At 47.4% G+C, this 16,542-nt stretch carries 13 protein-coding genes; 9 read left to right on the top strand and 4 right to left on the bottom strand.

Going from position 1 to position 16,542, the window contains the following annotated elements:
* Positions 1 to 29: 29 nt before the first annotated feature.
* A complete protein-coding gene (locus GKD17_RS06175; protein ID WP_007837553.1) occupies positions 30 to 2,531 on the bottom strand; it encodes an FAD-dependent oxidoreductase in 2,502 nt (833 codons plus the stop codon).
* A 236-nt stretch (positions 2,532 to 2,767) separates the two neighbouring features.
* Here GKD17_RS06175 and GKD17_RS06170 point away from each other — a divergent pair, with 236 nt between their 5' ends.
* Entirely contained in the window at positions 2,768 to 4,123 is a 1,356-nt protein-coding gene (locus tag GKD17_RS06170) for an MATE family efflux transporter (RefSeq protein WP_007837552.1), read from the top strand.
* Here GKD17_RS06170 and GKD17_RS06165 read toward each other — a convergent pair.
* A complete protein-coding gene (locus GKD17_RS06165; RefSeq protein ID WP_007837551.1) occupies positions 4,086 to 5,948 on the bottom strand; it encodes an SLC13 family permease in 1,863 nt (620 codons plus the stop codon). The genes GKD17_RS06170 and GKD17_RS06165 overlap by 38 nt on opposite strands.
* A 188-nt stretch (positions 5,949 to 6,136) precedes the next feature.
* Between GKD17_RS06165 and GKD17_RS06160 the strand changes: the two genes are divergently transcribed.
* The 8 genes from GKD17_RS06160 to GKD17_RS06125 all read left to right on the top strand — a co-directional run bounded on the left by GKD17_RS06160 (position 6,137) and on the right by GKD17_RS06125 (position 13,867).
* Positions 6,137 to 6,544, top strand: coding sequence for a PaaI family thioesterase (locus GKD17_RS06160; protein ID WP_007837550.1), 408 nt, complete (start codon positions 6,137 to 6,139; stop codon positions 6,542 to 6,544).
* Positions 6,541 to 7,710, top strand: coding sequence for an isochorismate synthase (locus GKD17_RS06155; protein ID WP_007837549.1), 1,170 nt, complete (start codon positions 6,541 to 6,543; stop codon positions 7,708 to 7,710). Before GKD17_RS06160 ends, GKD17_RS06155 begins: the two co-directional genes overlap by 4 nt.
* On the top strand, positions 7,710 to 9,383 hold the full coding sequence (gene menD / locus GKD17_RS06150; RefSeq protein ID WP_007837548.1) for a 2-succinyl-5-enolpyruvyl-6-hydroxy-3-cyclohexene-1-carboxylic-acid synthase: 1,674 nt from the start codon (positions 7,710 to 7,712) through the stop codon (positions 9,381 to 9,383). Before GKD17_RS06155 ends, menD begins: the two co-directional genes overlap by 1 nt.
* Entirely contained in the window at positions 9,383 to 10,204 is an 822-nt protein-coding gene (menB, locus tag GKD17_RS06145) for a 1,4-dihydroxy-2-naphthoyl-CoA synthase (RefSeq protein ID WP_007837547.1), read from the top strand. The genes menD and menB overlap by 1 nt, the downstream gene beginning before the upstream one ends.
* Positions 10,205 to 10,224: 20 nt before the next feature.
* Positions 10,225 to 10,608, top strand: a complete 384-nt coding sequence (locus GKD17_RS06140) for an MmcQ/YjbR family DNA-binding protein (protein WP_007837546.1) — start codon at positions 10,225 to 10,227, stop codon at positions 10,606 to 10,608.
* Complete coding sequence (locus GKD17_RS06135; protein ID WP_007837545.1) at positions 10,587 to 11,642, top strand: o-succinylbenzoate synthase; 1,056 nt, start codon at positions 10,587 to 10,589, stop codon at positions 11,640 to 11,642. Before GKD17_RS06140 ends, GKD17_RS06135 begins: the two co-directional genes overlap by 22 nt.
* The gene (locus GKD17_RS06130; RefSeq protein ID WP_007837543.1) at positions 11,639 to 12,724 is read left to right on the top strand and encodes an AMP-binding protein; all 1,086 of its coding nucleotides are present in this window, start codon (positions 11,639 to 11,641) and stop codon (positions 12,722 to 12,724) included. Before GKD17_RS06135 ends, GKD17_RS06130 begins: the two co-directional genes overlap by 4 nt.
* Positions 12,725 to 12,979: 255 nt before the next feature.
* Positions 12,980 to 13,867, top strand: a complete 888-nt coding sequence (locus tag GKD17_RS06125; RefSeq protein ID WP_007837541.1) for a helix-turn-helix domain-containing protein — start codon at positions 12,980 to 12,982, stop codon at positions 13,865 to 13,867.
* Positions 13,868 to 13,929: 62 nt separating this feature from the next.
* Here the strand turns inward: GKD17_RS06125 and GKD17_RS06120 are convergent, their stop codons facing one another.
* Together GKD17_RS06120 and GKD17_RS06115 are read right to left on the bottom strand one after the other, a co-directional pair.
* On the bottom strand, positions 13,930 to 14,106 hold the full coding sequence (locus tag GKD17_RS06120; protein WP_005840500.1) for a DUF4250 domain-containing protein: 177 nt from the start codon (positions 14,104 to 14,106) through the stop codon (positions 13,930 to 13,932).
* A 114-nt stretch (positions 14,107 to 14,220) separates the two neighbouring features.
* Positions 14,221 to 16,500, bottom strand: coding sequence for a DEAD/DEAH box helicase (locus tag GKD17_RS06115; protein WP_007837539.1), 2,280 nt, complete (start codon positions 16,498 to 16,500; stop codon positions 14,221 to 14,223).
* Positions 16,501 to 16,542 lie beyond the last annotated feature (42 nt).

The following is a 16,542-nucleotide window of genomic DNA, read 5'->3' as shown; positions in this document are numbered from 1 at the left end:
CATATTGATTTTATTTTCTCCATGAAAATTTAAATAAACAAGTTTACATTCGCCTGTTCGGCACGGTTCATATAAGTTGCCACTCCACCAATAGTCACATGATCCAGCAATTCCTCACGTTTCACACCCATTACATCCATTGACATCTGGCAGGCAATAAACTCCACTCCGTTCTGAATAGCCTGAGCACGCAGAGATTCCAATGAATCGATATTTTTCTTATTCATAATATATCGCATCATCCTAGCTCCCATTCCGCCCATATTCATTTTAGACAACTTCAACTTTAAAGAACTGGAAGGCAGCATCATGCCGAACATCTTCCCCCAGATATCTTTCTTCACCACAGGTTTGTCCAGCTTCTTGATGGCATTCAGCCCCCAGAAAGTAAAAAAGATGGTTACCTTCTTTCCCGTAGCCGCCGCACCGTTTGCGAGTACAAAAGTAGCTAAAACTTTGTCCAGGTCATCACTGAACAGAATAAAAGTTTTCCCTTTATCCTCCCGGCAAACTTCCGAGGAAGAAGATTGCGGAGTATTTTTCTCAACAATTACCTGATACTTTCCTGCTCCTGAATTTACTGAAACAAAACGGTTTCCGGTAGTTTGACACCATGCCTCGGCATCGCGGGGAAAACCGGCATCTGTAGCGACAATTTCCAAACGTTCGCCGTCCGCCAGTTCTTCCATACTCTTCTTCAGTTTCATGATAGGACCGGGACAAGATATGCCACAAGCATCCACTTTTATTGCTTTCATAGAAGGAATGACGGAAGAGGCAATAGTATAAGCTCCAGCAGAATCTTTACTGTGTTCAGAATGATCAACTTTTGAAGAATCAGAACTTGAAGAGCCAGAATTTGAAAACTCCTCCGGCTCGGGCAGAGGAGCCGTTGCCGCTTTATACAGTTTTAAACCTCCTATCAAATTCTTTACTTCCCCAAAACCATTCTGTAACAATATATTAGAAGCCAAATACCCTCTCAACCCTACTCCACAATACAAATAGACCGGCTTATCCTGAGGAATCTCTTCCATCCTTTCGCGCATATCATCCAAAGGAATATTGACAGCCCCTTTCAAAGCACCGAGTGCAAATTCATCGGGAGTACGGACATCAACCAACGTAACTTTACTCAAATCGGCAGCCTGTAATTCGCGCCAATAAAGAGGCTTCATCTTTCCGCTCAGTATATTTCCGGCTACATATCCGGCTACTGCTACAGGATCTTTAGCCGAAGAGAAAGGAGGAGCATATGCCTGCTCCAAAGCCATCAAGTCATAAACAGCTCCGTTATGCTTAATCACTTGCGAGAATTCGTCAATACGTTTGTCCACTCCGTTATACCCCACAATCTGCGCTCCGAGTAATTTCCCATTCACGGGAGAGAAAGTTATTTTAATGGACATCTGTAAAGCATCAGGATAATATCCCGCATGGGAACCGGAATGGATGGTTGCCGACAAATAATCAATGCCTGCCTGTTTCAACCGTTTTGCCGGAAGGCCCGAAGCAGCGACAGTCATATCAAAAACTTTGGCAATGGAAGTACCGACAGCCCCTTCGTATGTAACCTTATTTCCAAAGACCATGTTATCTGCCACAATACGCGCCTGACGGTTGGCCGGACCTGCCAGATAATTCAACCACGGTCTATCAGTCAGTGGATGACGGAACTCGATAGCATCGCCCACCGCATAAATATGCTCGTTGGAAGTCTGCAAGTAATCATTAACCTTAATACCGCGCATCTCCCCTATCTCCAGTCCGGCCTCTGTCGCCAATGAGGTATTGGGACGTACCCCGATGGATAACAACACCATATCGGCAGGCAGCCTTTCGCCCGATTTGAAAACAACCTCCAGTCCGTTGACCGTGCGTTCGAAAGAAGCCACCGCCTTTTCCAGATAGAGATGTACTCCTTTCTGCAACAAGTGCTCGTGCACCAAAGAAGCCATAGAGAAATCAATAGGAGCCATGACCTGATTTGCCATCTCTACAACCGCCACTTCCGCACCGGCTTCCTGCAGATTCTCCGCCATCTCCAACCCGATGAATCCGGCCCCGATGATTACCGCCCGTTTCACCTTATGCTGCTGCAAGTAACTCTTGATAGCATCGGTATCATTCACATTACGTAGGGTAAAAATCCCTTCATTGTCAATGCCCGGCAAGGGAGGACGAACAGGCGACGCACCCGGAGAAAGCAATAATTTGTCATAACTCTCCGTATAAGTTTTCCCGTCGGAAGTACGAATATCCACTGTTTTCTCGGCAGAATGGATGGCTATTACCTCGGACCGGGTACGCACATCTATGTTAAAACGTTTCCCAAAAGCCTCCGGAGTCTGTACAAACAATTTTTCCCGCTCCGCAATCACACCTCCTATATAATAAGGTAGACCACAATTGGCATACGAAATGTATTCTCCCTTCTCGAACAAAATGATTTCCGCCTGTTCCGTGTTTCTTCTGATACGTGCGGCAGCAGTTGCACCTCCTGCTACGCCTCCTATTACTATATACTTCATAATTAAACTATTTTATTTGATTTAATATTTTCCAATGGAAACTTTATGCAAACATACATGATATTTCTTATAATAAAAAGTTTCCTATGGAAAATATTATCAAGTTAACTCTTTTTAAGGAGAAAGAACATTCCGGGTATTAAATAGACAATCTTTATTGTTGTTTGATATTTTATTCCCTACCTTCGCAATAAATTTCAAAATAAATAAGAAATTGAATCGAACAGACACGCATCATGTTATCTAAAATAGACTTGACGCAGGGAGGTATCACCGGCACTCTGCTACGTTTTACCTTACCTATGATTATAGGCTCACTGCTACAACAGTGTTACAATATAGCCGACACGCTGATTGTAGGACAATGTATAGGTTCCGGCGCATTGGCTGCCGTCGGTTCCGCCTATACGCTGATGGTTTTCCTCATTTCCATCCTGCTGGGATTGTCCATGGGAAGCGGAACCGTTTTTTCCTTGCAATATGGAGCCGGACGAACGGATTCCCTACGCCGTAACATCTATGTATCCGCCCTGCTGATCGGTACAGTAACATTGATTCTAAATATAGCGGCTTTCGTCTGGATTCATCCCATTCTCAGGTTATTGCAGATTCCCAAAGATATTTATGGCATGATGTATGATTACTTGTGGATTATCTTTTGGGGAATCGGCTTTACCTTTATCTATAATTTCTATGCGGCATTACTGCGTGCCATAGGAGATGCCGTTACTCCTCTTTGGTTTCTGGCGGTTTCCGTTGTACTGAACATCGGGCTGGATTTATTCTTTATCTTGCAGTTGGATTGGGGAATCAAGGGAGCAGCCATCGCCACGGTGGCCGCACAGGGAGTATCCGCTTTGGGAATTATGGGATATGCCTACGTGAAATACCCCGAACTGAGATTACACCGCAACGACCTGCATTTCGACCGTCACTGCCTGAAAGAGATCACTTCGTTCTCCGCACTGACCTGTGTACAACAGTCGGTGATGAATCTGGGCATTCTGATGGTACAAGGATTGGTCAATAGTTTTGGCACTGTAGTCATGGCCGCCTTTGCGGCAGCAATAAAAATAGACTCGTTTGCCTATATGCCGGTACAGGAATTCGGAAATGCCTTTTCCACCTTTATTGCCCAGAACTTCGGAGCGAGAAAAGAGGAACGGATCCGCAAAGGAGTGAAAAGTGCCTTGATTACCACCGTTCTCTTCTCTCTGGTCATTTCCATTCTGGTCTTTTTATTCGCCAAACTATTGATGCTGATTTTTGTCCGCCCCCACGAAACGGAAATTCTGAACATCGGTATCAGTTATTTACGCATCGAGGGAGCGTTTTATTGCGGAATCGGGATTTTGTTCCTGTTATACGGATATTATCGGGCCATCCGTATGCCGGGAATGTCCGTAGTGCTCACAGTGGTATCGTTGGGAACCCGTGTAGCCCTTTCCTATTGGCTTGCCGGCATTCCTGCCATCGGGGTCATCGGAATCTGGTGGTCTATTCCTATCGGATGGTTTATAGCGGACGTCATCGGCATCATATATTATAAACAACTTAAAAAGGAAACAGCAAAGGAAGTACCAGCACCATGACAATGCCCATAATAATCTGCAACGGCAGCCCTACCTTTACATAATCCATAAAGGTATATTGTCCGGCGGGCATCACCAGCGCATTGGGCGGAGTGGAGAATGGAGAAGCGAAACACATACTTGCCCCCAGTGTCACCGCAAAGAGAAAAGGTACGGGACTTACCCCTATCTGTGTTGCACTTTGCATCGCGATAGGAGCCAGAAGCACTGCGGTAGCCGTGTTGCTGATAAACATCGTCATCAGGGAAGTAGTGAAATAAATACCCGCCATCAGCGCCAACGGTCCGTATGTTCCCAGTTCACTGACCAGACTGTTCGAAATGTATTCGGAAGCCCCTGTCTTTTCCAATGCCAGCGACATAGGCAGCATGGCCGCAATGAGTACGATGCTTTCCCAGTTAATGGTTTTGTAAGCCGCCTCCACATTGCGGAAACATCCTGTCAGTACCATCAGGATACCCGCAATCATCACCGCCGTCACCGGAGCTACCGGAATGAAGTCGAACACCATCATTGCCACCATCAGCACCATGATAACCGCAGCTACCGGTGCTTTGTAATCCAGCGTGACCTTCGCAGCCTCGGCCAGCGGTTGTCCCAGTACCACCCAGTCGGCATCTTCCTTGCTCAGCCGGGCGATATTGTTCCATGTACCCTGCACCAGCAACACATCCCCGCTATGAATCCGCTCATTGCCCAAGTCCTGCAACAAATATTCCTTCTTCCGGCGGATACCCAGTACATTCACATTAAACTTATCACGAAAGCCCGCCCCCTTTATCGTCTGGTTTATCAGATTGGAGGAAGGCATCAAAACGATTTCAGCAATACCTATGTCATAAAAATCCAATGAATTGGCTGAGTTTTTCGCTTCTTCGGTAGTATGCTCGTCCAGCATCTCCAGCAGATAATCTTCGGCAAACAACTTTATTTTCTCAAAATCCCCCGTCACATACAGAATATCCTCTTTCTGAAGAACCGTACCGGGATCGGCCAGCTTCTGAGTAATTGTTTTCAGGAAGCGGTGTTGTGACATATCCCCACGACGCACCTCCAGTATATTCAATCCATACTTGCGCCGGATATCCAACTCTATAATCGTCTTTCCATGCAGCCGGGAGTCACCGACCACCCTCAACCGGAACAAATTACTGGATAGCCCATATTCCTTCACCAACTGTTTCAGGGATTTGCCCGAATGAACATTGTCGTCTCCGTTTTTCCCCCGTTTCGAAAGAAACCATTTACTGAGCGGAAGCAACACCAAAGTACCCACTGCCACACAAATAATCCCTACCGGAAAAAAAGAGAAGAACGAAAGCGGAGGAAAACCGGCCGAAGTCAACGCATTTTGAATAACAAGGTTGGGCGGCGTACCAATCAGTGTCATCATACCTCCCATACTGCTGGCAAACGCCAACGGCATAAGCAAACGACTGGGATTCATGTTGGCACTGACTGCCAGACTGACCACGATAGGCAACATCAGAGCCACCGTACCTGTGTTGCTCACAAAAGCCCCGATAGCAGAAGTCACCAACATTACAAGCAAGAATAATTTCAATTCACTCTTACCCGCTAATTTCAGAATGTGTGAACTGATCATTTTGGCAAGTCCCGTCTGAAAAATCGCTCCGCCAACCACAAACAGCCCCACCATCATAATGACGACCGAATTGGAGAATCCGGACAAAGCCTCGTCAGGCGTCAATATCTGAAAAATCAACAAAGCCACTAAAGCACAAAGAGCCACAAGATCCGACCGTATCTTGCCATTTACAAAAAATACTGCGGACAGTACAAGGATAATAATCGTAATGAGCATAGGTATTAAATTATTGTTTTATTCATTCGTTGTTGCATTTGTACGAATTCTTTTTGCAAAATAAAAAATATATTCCGAAAATAGAAACAAACCCCGAATGTTTTTGTTCTTAAAAGAACAACATTAGCGACATTTTCATCTAAAATTTATGTATTTTTGTAGCCCTATAGAAAAGAACAGACATACAAATGATGGAAGAAATAACCTGCAAACCTGATTATTCGAATTCGATGGCGGAACATCTGGGTATCCGGTTTCTACCCCCCACCGAGAATGCGGTACATGCCGAAATGCCTGTAGACCATCGTACTTCACAACCCTTTGGTATGTTGAACGGCGGCGCGTCACTGGCTCTGGCCGAGATTGTGGCAGGACATGGCTCCATGTCGCTATGCCGGGAAGGCGAATATGCCTGCGGAGTACAAGTAAGTGGAAATCATCTGTCGGCCGTACCCGTCGGAGGCAAAGTATTCGCCACCGGCAAACTGATTCACCGCGGCAGATCCTCGCATATATGGAATATAGATATCACCACTCCACAGGGAGAACTGGTTTCTACTGTTCGTGTCGTTAATTTCATACTGAAAAAGAAATGAATCTACCAGATATACATACGCAAAAATTATTGGATTGCCTGACACATAGCCACCTCGGTTTCGCCCTCTACCGGTTACCTTGGACAGACGAATGCTACCTGGTATTGCAAACCTCGGGCGATGTGGAACAATTAGCGGACATTCAAGAACTGAATGAAAAAAAGGGATTTGTCGTGGCTCCTTTCCGGATATCGGAGGAACATCCCTTGGTACTTATCCGTCCGGATGTCACGGCATACGACTGGAACGAAATCAGCGAAGCACTGTCTTCACTGGAATGTGTGGATACCCTGCTCACCTGCAAAAGCCGGCAGAATGAACTCTCTCCTTTTGTTTCCGAAGAAACGGATAAAGAACAATATACCCGCGCATTCGGGCGTTTCATCACTCCCTTACAAGAGAAGCAGTTTCAAAAATTGGTTCTGTCACGTTCTTCCGCCAGACATATCGGAGATGATTTTTCACCACTTGGCGCTTTTGTCCGGGCCTGTAACAATTATCCGCGCATGATGATTTACCTATGCCACACCCCCGCTTCCGGAACCTGGCTGGGCAGCACACCGGAAATCTTATTAAGCGGACAAGGCAAAGAATGGCACACCGTGGCCCTGGCTGGTACAATGCCGATGCAGGACGAAGTGATGCCGACAAACTGGGACAAGAAGAACCAAGAAGAACAGGGCTATGTGGCTGATTATATCCGCCGGATCGCCAAAAAATTCGGCAACAAGATGACGGAGAAAGGTCCCTATACCGCCCGTGCCGGACAATTGGTACACCTCAAGACTGATTTTTATTTCTTGTTGAAAAATACAGACCATATAGGCGATTTATTGCAAGAACTCCATCCCACTCCCGCCGTCTGCGGCCTGCCCAAAGAGGAGGCTTTCCGGTTTATTCTGAACAACGAAGGGTACGACCGCAGTTATTATTCCGGATTCACCGGATGGCTGGACACAGAGGGACATACCGATATCTACGTCAATCTGCGCTGCATGGAAATAAAGCCGGGTGAAGCCATCCTGTATGCAGGAGGAGGAATACTGGCTTCCTCGGAAGTAGAATCGGAATGGGTGGAAACGGGAGACAAGATGAATACGATGCGGAGCATCCTTCATCCTGACTTTATAAGTAAACAAATGGAAACAATTAAAGTAGAAGAATAATGTATTCAGACAAAAAGAACATACTTCAGTTGGTGGCACTTCTCAAAGCGCACGGTGTGCGGAAAATAGTGCTTTGTCCCGGCAGCCGTAATGCTGCCATCGTACACACTCTGGCCAATATAGAGGACTTCACTTGTTATTCTGTAACCGATGAACGCAGTGCCGGTTTTTTTGCTATCGGCCTATCTTTACAAGGGGGAGGTCCTGCCGCAGTATGCTGCACCTCCGGTTCGGCCCTGCTGAACCTGCACCCTGCCGTAGCCGAAGCTTTTTACCAACAAGTACCTCTGATTGTCATTTCTGCCGACCGCCCCGCCGCCTGGATAGGACAAATGGACGGACAAACCCTGCCCCAGCCCCATGTGTTCGGAACGTTAGTCAAGATGTCTGTCAACCTGCCCGAAGTACATACAGAGGAAGACGAATGGTTTTGCAACCGCCTCATCAACGAAGCCATACTGGAAACCACCCACCACGGCAAAGGACCCGTACATATCAATGTACCCATTTCCGAACCCATCTACCGCTTCACCGCCAAAACACTTCCCGAGGCACGTGTCATCACCCGTTATCAGGGACTGAGCGTGTACGACCGTGACTATAAGGAACTGATCGAACGGCTGAACAAGTACAACAAGCGCATGGTCGTGGTAGGCCAGATGAATCTGATTTACCTGTTCGAGAAAAAATATGTGAAACCGCTTTATAAACATTTCGCCTGGTTGACGGAACATCTGGGCAACCAGACCATCCCCGGCATTCCTATCAAGAATTTCGACGCCGCCGTTTATTCCATGACGCCGGAGCGCCAGGAAGACATGGCCCCCGAAATACTGATTACCTACGGCGGACATATCGTATCCAAGCAATTGAAGAAATACCTGCGCAATCATCCCCCGCGCGAACATTGGCATGTTGCCGCCGACGGGAAGATAGCCGATTTATACGGTTGCCTGACCACCGTCATCGAGATGGATCCGTTTGAGTTCTTGGAAAAAATAGCTTTCCTGCTGGACAACAAACCGACCCATTATCCGCTGATGTGGGAAAACTATTGCAAAACCATTCCGATGCCGGATCTTGCTTATTCCGAAATCTCCGTTATCGGAAAACTCATTCAGGCATTACCCGAACCCTGTGCCCTGCATCTGGCAAACAGCTCCACCGTGCGCTATGCACAGTTATTTACAGTTCCTCCCCGGGTGGAAATCTGTTGCAACCGGGGCGTGAACGGCATAGAAGGCTCCCTGTCCACCGCCATCGGTTATGCCGCCGCTTCCAGCAAGCTGAATTTCATCATCATAGGCGACTTGAGCTTCTTCTATGATATGAACGCACTGTGGAATCAAAATTACGGTGCCAACATCCGCATCCTGTTACTGAATAACGAAGGAGGAGAAATATTCCATACCCTGCCTGGAATGGACAAATCAAGCCGTTCCCGGGAGTTTATCACAGCCGAGCATTACACCACCGCCAAAGGCTGGGCGGAAGAACGTGGCTTTATTTACATGAAAGTGACCGGAGAAGAAGAGCTGGAAGAAGCGATGCAGCCATTCACCTCACCCGAGACAAGGATGCAACCCATGCTGCTGGAGGTGTTTACCGACAAGGAAAAAGACACCACCCTATTAAGAGAATATTATCACGGACTTAAAAATAAAAATGAATAATGGAAACAAGAAAATGGAAAACCATCAAAGAATATCAAGATATTCTGTTTGACTTTTACAACGGAATAGCGAAAATCACCATCAACCGTCCGCGTTACCGCAACGCGTTCACCCCCACCACTACTTCGGAAATCAGCGACGCCCTGTATTACTGCCGCGAGTGCCAGGATATCAATGTAGTGGTTCTGACCGGAGCAGGTGACAAAGCCTTCTGCAGCGGGGGAGATATGCACGTAAAAGGTCATGGCGGTTATATCGGCACAGATGGAGTTCCCCGTCTGAATGTGCTGGACGTACAAAAGCAAATCCGGTCACTGCCAAAACCGGTCATCGCCATGGTAAACGGTTACGCCATCGGCGGCGGCCATGTGCTGCATGTGGTATGCGATCTGACCATTGCCTCAGAAAATGCCATTTTCGGACAGACAGGTCCCAAGGTAGGCAGCTTCGACGCCGGATTCGGCTCTTCCTATCTGGCACGCATCGTAGGGCAGAAGAAAGCCCGTGAAATATGGTTCCTTTGCCGTCAATACTCCGCACAGGAAGCACTGGAAATGGGATTAGTCAATACAGTCGTTCCTTTCGACCGCCTGGAAGACGAAACCGTGGCATGGGCAGAAAAGATGATGGAGCACAGCCCGCTCGCTCTTCGTATGATCAAAGCCGGACTGAATGCCGAACTGGACGGACAAGCCGGCATACAAGAACTTGCCGGAGATGCCACCATGCTGTATTACATGACAGAGGAAGCGCAGGAAGGAGGGAAGGCATTTTTGGAAAAACGCAAGCCACGGTTCCAGGATTATCCGAAGTTCCCATAAACAAACTACAAATTCAAAGCATGGACATTGAAGAATTCAGAAAATATTGTCTTTCGTTAGGTGACGTTTCCGAAAAGATGCCATTTGGCAAATTTGCTGCAAGATATGATTCTATCCTTGCCTTTTATGTTTATGGACACATGTTCTGTTTTATAGACATTGACAATTTCACTTTTGTCAATGTCAAATCTACTTCGGACGAAATTGAGTATATAAAAGAGAGACATGTTTCAGTCGGCAATCCCATCAACCAAAGTCTGAAACATTGGCTTCAACTTAATTTTGATGGTGATATTCCCGACACGAGCATATACACATGGGTCCAACGCGCCTTTGAGATTGTCAGGGATAAATATACCAAACCAACTACACATAAAAAAAAATGTTCCAAACCCAAATTATAAAAAAACAATTACACTTCAAGCAACCTGCCGGTACTTCCAGAGGAGTATATACTACCCGGGATGTATGGTACATCCTCCTCACCGACACCGGCAGCCGCCACTATGGCGTGGGTGAATGCGCCCCTCTCCCTGCCCTGAGCTGTGATGATATCCCCTCATACGACGAGGTGTTGGCCACTGCCTGCAAGAACCTGGAAAAGAATGGGGAAATAGACCGGGAAGCCTTGCTTCCCTATCCGTCCATCCTGTTCGGTATGGAAACCGCCCTGCTGCATTTCCGGGCACGCAGCCTGCAATTCTGGCACACCCCGTTCAGCAAAGGCAAAGAGGGTATCCCCATCAACGGACTCATCTGGATGGGAAACTTTGACGAGATGTACCGGCGCATCGGGGAAAAGATGCAGCAAGGTTTCCGCTGCATCAAACTCAAAATAGGCGCTATCGACTTTGAAAAGGAACTGGAGCTGCTGGCGCACATCCGCCAGCATTTCACCCCAGCCCAAATCGAACTGCGTGTAGATGCCAACGGTGCTTTCTCTCCTACCGATGCCCTCGAAAAGTTACATCGTCTTTCCGAATTCCAGCTCCATTCCATCGAACAGCCCATCCGTGCGGGACAATGGGATGAAATGGCCCGACTCTGTGCCGCCACCCCCTTTCCCATTGCACTGGATGAAGAGCTGATAGGCATCAACCGGCGCGACCGGAAAATAGAATTGCTGGAAACCATCCGTCCTCAGTACATTATCCTGAAACCTTCTCTGCACGGAGGAATCAGCGGCTCCGAAGAATGGATGGAACTGGCGGCTGAAAGAGGCATCGGCTCATGGGTCACTTCCGCTCTGGAGTCCAATATCGGACTGAATGCCATCGCACAATGGTGTGCCACCTTGCAGCCCGCCCTCCCCCAAGGACTAGGTACCGGCTTGCTGTTTACCGACAATATAGACTATCCGCTTCACATCGAAGGGGACTGCCTTTGGTTCCACCCCGAAGAACAAGAACCCGATTTACTAAACTGGCTGAAACAATGACAAAATTCTGCACCAATAGAAACAAACAAACCATTCTGATAGAAAGCATCCCCTACTCCAATTGGGAAATTGAAATGGTAAGAATGAATATCCCTGCCGACAACCGAAGTTTCCGGCAGGAACTTTTCTCCTTTCTTTCCGAATGGTTTGACCCGGCAGACACCCTGCTGGTACATACTTCAGGCTCCACTGGCAAACCCAAGGAACTGTATGTAGAAAAAGAACGCATGATGGAAAGCGCCTGCCTCACCTGTTCCTTCCTCGGACTACAAAAAGAAGATTCCGCCCTGCTCTGTATGCCCTTGCAATACATTGCCGGAAAAATGGTGGTAGTACGTGCCTTGGTAGCGGGACTGGACTTGCTGCCTGTCACTCCATCCGGGCATCCTTTAAAAGACCTGACAAAAGCCCCCGTCTTTGCCGCCATGATCCCCATGCAAGTCTATAACTCACTGCAAGTTCCCGAAGAGAGAGCGATATTGCAACAAATCAGGCACCTCATTATCGGAGGTGGTCCTATCGACTCCCAATTGAACGCTGCGTTAAAAGATTTCCCCCATGCCGTATGGTCTACTTACGGCATGACCGAAACCTTATCACACATTGCCCTACGCAGACTGAACGGTCCTGAAGCTTCAGACTGGTACACCCCTTTCGAGAGCATACAGATCCGTCTGAGTAAAGAAAACACCTTGGTGATATACGCTCCCGAAATTTGCGGAAAAGAACTGGTGACCAATGACATAGCCGAGATAAACGGACAGAACCAATTCCGCATTCTAGGCAGAAAAGACAATACGATCAATACCGGAGGAGTGAAAGTGCAGATAGAACAAGTAGAGGCCGCATTGAAAGAACACCTGTCCGTTCCTTTCTTGATCACCTCCGCTCCCGACGAAAAATTCGGAGAAATCATTGTGCTGCTTGCCGAAGGGCAACTGCCCGACGACATAGAACAGACCTGCACACATCAATTACCTCCCTACTGGCGTCCCAAACGTTTTGTTCCGGTATTCAAACTTCCCCTGACAGAAACCGGGAAACCCGACCGTGCCATAGCCAAATTACTGGCGCAAAAATAACTCCGCTCCATTCATAAAGGGTGAATTCAAAAACAAATCAAACGATCTTTTTGAATTCACCCTTCTTTCTGTAAAAAAGAATAATTTTCCGTGTTCTCCTACAACTTACGGGAAGCTAAAATTGTTCTCCTATCATTATATTAAAAAAATCAAATACACGTAGTTTTTTTCCGTTTTATTTTCCCTTATGTCCACTACTTCCGGCGGAATGTATCATTAAATTCTAATTTTGTGAACCTAGAGCTGATACAAAGTATGTTATATAATACCCCAAAACCACAGGATACCAAAGAAGGACTGTCCGATCAAGATTTCAGTATTTATATGGATGCGCACACAGTGCCTTTCAGCAAATACCCCTCTTATCTGCCGGAAGGAGTTTTGGGTATGTGTACTGAAGGGAATGCCGAGATCCAGATTGGTCTCCGGAAATATGTTATTTGTGCAAACGACATTCTTATTTTCATGCCGGGATTCTTGGTTTCATTTATAAAATCCAGTCTGACTTTCACCATCGATTATTGTACTTTTTCAAATGCCCTTTTTTATGACGTGATCAATGGAAGTATCAAACGTTTTCCGACCGGTTTTCATACCTACACCCAAACCCACTGCATCTATTCGCTATCCCAAGAGAAAGCGGAACAGTTCTCCCTCTATTTCCGGTTACTATACAACAGAGCTACTTCTCCAACTTATTTATTTACAAAAGAATCTATTACCAATCTGCTGAAATTACCTTTTCTGGAACTTTATGCAGACTATTACAGCACAGTAAAAGAACATAAAGTCACCACCTTGCATAAAGAAGAAATCGGATACTTTTTTCTGGATTTGCTGTTAAAGCATTACAAAGAAAACAAAGAAGTGGCGTTCTATGCCGAAAAGTTGCATGTTTCCTCCAAATACCTGACTGAAGCCTTGACTCTGGTAAGTGGAAAATCCCCCAAAGAATGGATTATACATTATACCCTGCAAGAGATTTACGCATTATTGGAGAATCCATCCATCAGCATACAGGAAATCGTTCAAAGAACCCGGTTTGCCAATCTTGCCACCTTAAGACGTTTCTTCAAGCGGCATACCGGAACATCCCTGTTGCAATACCGGAAACAGGACTTATACAAAAATAATCAACAATAGGTATCTCAATAAAAAAATCAGCCCGTCCCAAGCATTCTTCCGGAACGGGCTGATCCCTCTATCTACCAAAACTTGTTGTTTTCCTTACTATACTCAAATCCGGCCGCCTTCAATTTTTTCACCAACAGCTCCTTGTCTACATTCATATCATCACAAAGCTCGTCCAGCGAATGATAGCAGTCACGAAGTTTCATATTCACCATGCTGAAAAGCATCATCGGGTCATCAGGTAATTCCATATCAATATCTCCTTTTTTAAAATCGGATGCAAAGTTACAAAACTTTTCATAATGATCCGTATTCCATCGCTAAATATCGGTCTGACAAAAAGTTATCCCCTGCTTTTTATCCTATTAATCCGTCAGCTTCACCGTTTCCATCTTCCCCGGAACCAAAGTAAGACGCGCCGTTCCATCCCTGTCTATCTCCACCTCCATATACCGGGCCCGGATAATGATCCTTCCGTCTACAGTCAGCACCCCCCACTGGCAGGAGCTGTCCTGATAGGCGCAATAACCACCCACCGGACGCAATATTCTCCGATAGACAGGTGGAATCAAAATCTGCTCCGCTGTCCTCAACCCCCATTTCACTCCTATCTGAAAAGGTACGGCCTCCACACTCCTGCTGATTATACGCTGCCGTTTCCGTTCAGTCTCGCACTTTTCCTCCTGCAAATGTTTCTCCACACGCTCATCCGCCTGCCTTCGGAGCAATGCCACCGCCTCATCAAAATCCTCACTCCGGTCCGACGGACGGTTACAAGCCACATAACGCTTTCCATGTCCTTTCTCCACATGATAATACCGTCCCTCCTCATCCATCACCACAATACTTTGATCCGACAACCGTCCGCTCAGGTAATAAGCACGCTCCTCATCCCCCTCCAACAGACAAACCTGCGGTTCACAACAAAAGCCTCCATCTTCCATGCGGCGGCATCGGAAAGGCACTCTGCCATCGTACATCTTCACATAAAACCCCATCCACACAATGGACGAAGAAGGCAACCCGCATGTATTGGCATACACCTGCCTTGTCCTGCTGTAATAAGTACGGTTCACCTGTAACAATTCTATGCTCCCGTATCTGAGGACACGCGGGCGGACAGCATAACACCGGCCGTTCCGTAAATCCACATAAGACACCGAATTCCCGGCATGACGGACTTGCAACAAATCATCTTTCAGCAATCTCACCTCACAGCAATGCCCCAGTTCGGCCACCAAAGCCCCCGTATCATTCAGTACCCGGACACACCCGTTCCGAAGCCTCCCCACGGCAAAACGTCCTTTGATACTCAAAATCTCTTTAAACGAAACGTCCGGCAGCATCTCATCTCCCTTTTCCAATCCCCAAAGACCTGTTTCCTTATCTACAAATGCCCTCAGCCTGCATGACGGTGACTGCTCCTTCTCATCCGGCAAAGCCTGCTCTCTGATGGAAGAAAGCAAACGCCCGTGCTCCATAACCATCACCAAGTCCCCACCGGCTTCAGCCGGCCTTTCCACCACCGGAAAAGCGGTAACGGAAGCATCACAATTCATCCGTCCGGGCAAACTCCCCTTTCCCGCCATCCGTCCCCGGAACATAGCATCCCAGTTCCATCGCTGTGTAGGAAGCCCGAAAATGCGGTACAGCCCCACATTGTCTATCAGCATACACGCCTCCTTGCCCTCCGATCTCCGCAATCCGCGTCCTACCTGCTGCAAATATTTAGCCAGTGACAAAGTAGGACGGGCCAGTTGTACAAACTCCACATCGGGACAGTCGAACCCCTCGCTAAATACATCCACATTCACCAGCACCTCGATTTTTCCATGTCTGAACTCCTCCACCATCCGCTTGCGTTCCATAGCAGGAGTCTTGCTGTCCACAGCCACCGCATTCACTCCCCACCTGCTGTAATACTCCGCTATCCGCCGGGCATGTTCAATGCTGATGGCATACACCATCCCCTTCTTGCCGGAAGCAAACTGCCTGACACTGCGGTACAGGCGCTCGATACCGGGACGCCTGTTCAGTACCGCATCCATCTCTTTCACCTGATAATCCCCATCGGCCCCCCGTTTCTCCAGACCGTCAATGAGCCGCTGCTCCTCGCTGCCGGGACGGATGGATACATAATCGAACACAGACAACACGCCTTTTTCAATAAACTCGGCAATACTCCACGAAGTAACCAGCACCTCGAACAGTTCCGTGAACCCCCTACGGTTCAAGCGGCAAGGTGTGGCAGTCACACCCAGTTTCTTTGCGGCAGGATAACGCTTCCACATCTCCGTGTAAGAAGCGGCTAAGGCATGATGAGCCTCGTCTATCACAATCAGTCCCGGAGCATCACCCGCCTCATTCCAGTGCCGGGATAGCCATTGGACAGACATTACCCTGACCGGAGTATCCTCCCTCCGGATACCATATTTAGCCAGCGTTTCCTCCATTTGCGCCACCAGTTCCCTACGATGGGCAATAAGCCATACCCCGCTGCCTGCAGAAGACACAAACTCACTGACCACAGATGCCAGCAGATGTGTCTTGCCCGTACCGGTAGGCATCTGCACCATCACACTCCGGTGAGCTTTCCACGCTTCCATCAGACGTGTTTTCATCTCTATCTGATAATCCCGCAACATAAATAATTTGTCGATTTGCTAACGTGCCAATGGAGTAAGAGG

This window comes from Phocaeicola dorei, assembly GCF_013009555.1.
GTDB classification, from domain to species: domain Bacteria; phylum Bacteroidota; class Bacteroidia; order Bacteroidales; family Bacteroidaceae; genus Phocaeicola; species Phocaeicola dorei.
Note: the sequence above shows the minus strand (reverse complement) of the source record. Positions and strands in the feature narration are given on the sequence as shown.

What these genes read in the sequence shown, in the direction of transcription:
- GKD17_RS06175 (WP_007837553.1), bottom strand. Translation starts at nt 2,531, where the DNA reads ATGAAGTATATAGTAATAGGAGGCGTAGCAGGAGGTGCAACTGCTGCC.
- GKD17_RS06170 (WP_007837552.1), top strand. Translation starts at nt 2,768, where the DNA reads ATGTTATCTAAAATAGACTTGACGCAGGGAGGTATCACCGGCACTCTG.
- GKD17_RS06165 (WP_007837551.1), bottom strand. Translation starts at nt 5,948, where the DNA reads ATGCTCATTACGATTATTATCCTTGTACTGTCCGCAGTATTTTTTGTA.
- GKD17_RS06160 (WP_007837550.1), top strand. Translation starts at nt 6,137, where the DNA reads ATGATGGAAGAAATAACCTGCAAACCTGATTATTCGAATTCGATGGCG.
- GKD17_RS06155 (WP_007837549.1), top strand. Translation starts at nt 6,541, where the DNA reads ATGAATCTACCAGATATACATACGCAAAAATTATTGGATTGCCTGACA.
- menD (WP_007837548.1), top strand. Translation starts at nt 7,710, where the DNA reads ATGTATTCAGACAAAAAGAACATACTTCAGTTGGTGGCACTTCTCAAA.
- menB (WP_007837547.1), top strand. Translation starts at nt 9,383, where the DNA reads ATGGAAACAAGAAAATGGAAAACCATCAAAGAATATCAAGATATTCTG.
- GKD17_RS06140 (WP_007837546.1), top strand. Translation starts at nt 10,225, where the DNA reads ATGGACATTGAAGAATTCAGAAAATATTGTCTTTCGTTAGGTGACGTT.
- GKD17_RS06135 (WP_007837545.1), top strand. Translation starts at nt 10,587, where the DNA reads ATGTTCCAAACCCAAATTATAAAAAAACAATTACACTTCAAGCAACCT.
- GKD17_RS06130 (WP_007837543.1), top strand. Translation starts at nt 11,639, where the DNA reads ATGACAAAATTCTGCACCAATAGAAACAAACAAACCATTCTGATAGAA.
- GKD17_RS06125 (WP_007837541.1), top strand. Translation starts at nt 12,980, where the DNA reads ATGTTATATAATACCCCAAAACCACAGGATACCAAAGAAGGACTGTCC.
- GKD17_RS06120 (WP_005840500.1), bottom strand. Translation starts at nt 14,106, where the DNA reads ATGGAATTACCTGATGACCCGATGATGCTTTTCAGCATGGTGAATATG.
- GKD17_RS06115 (WP_007837539.1), bottom strand. Translation starts at nt 16,500, where the DNA reads ATGTTGCGGGATTATCAGATAGAGATGAAAACACGTCTGATGGAAGCG.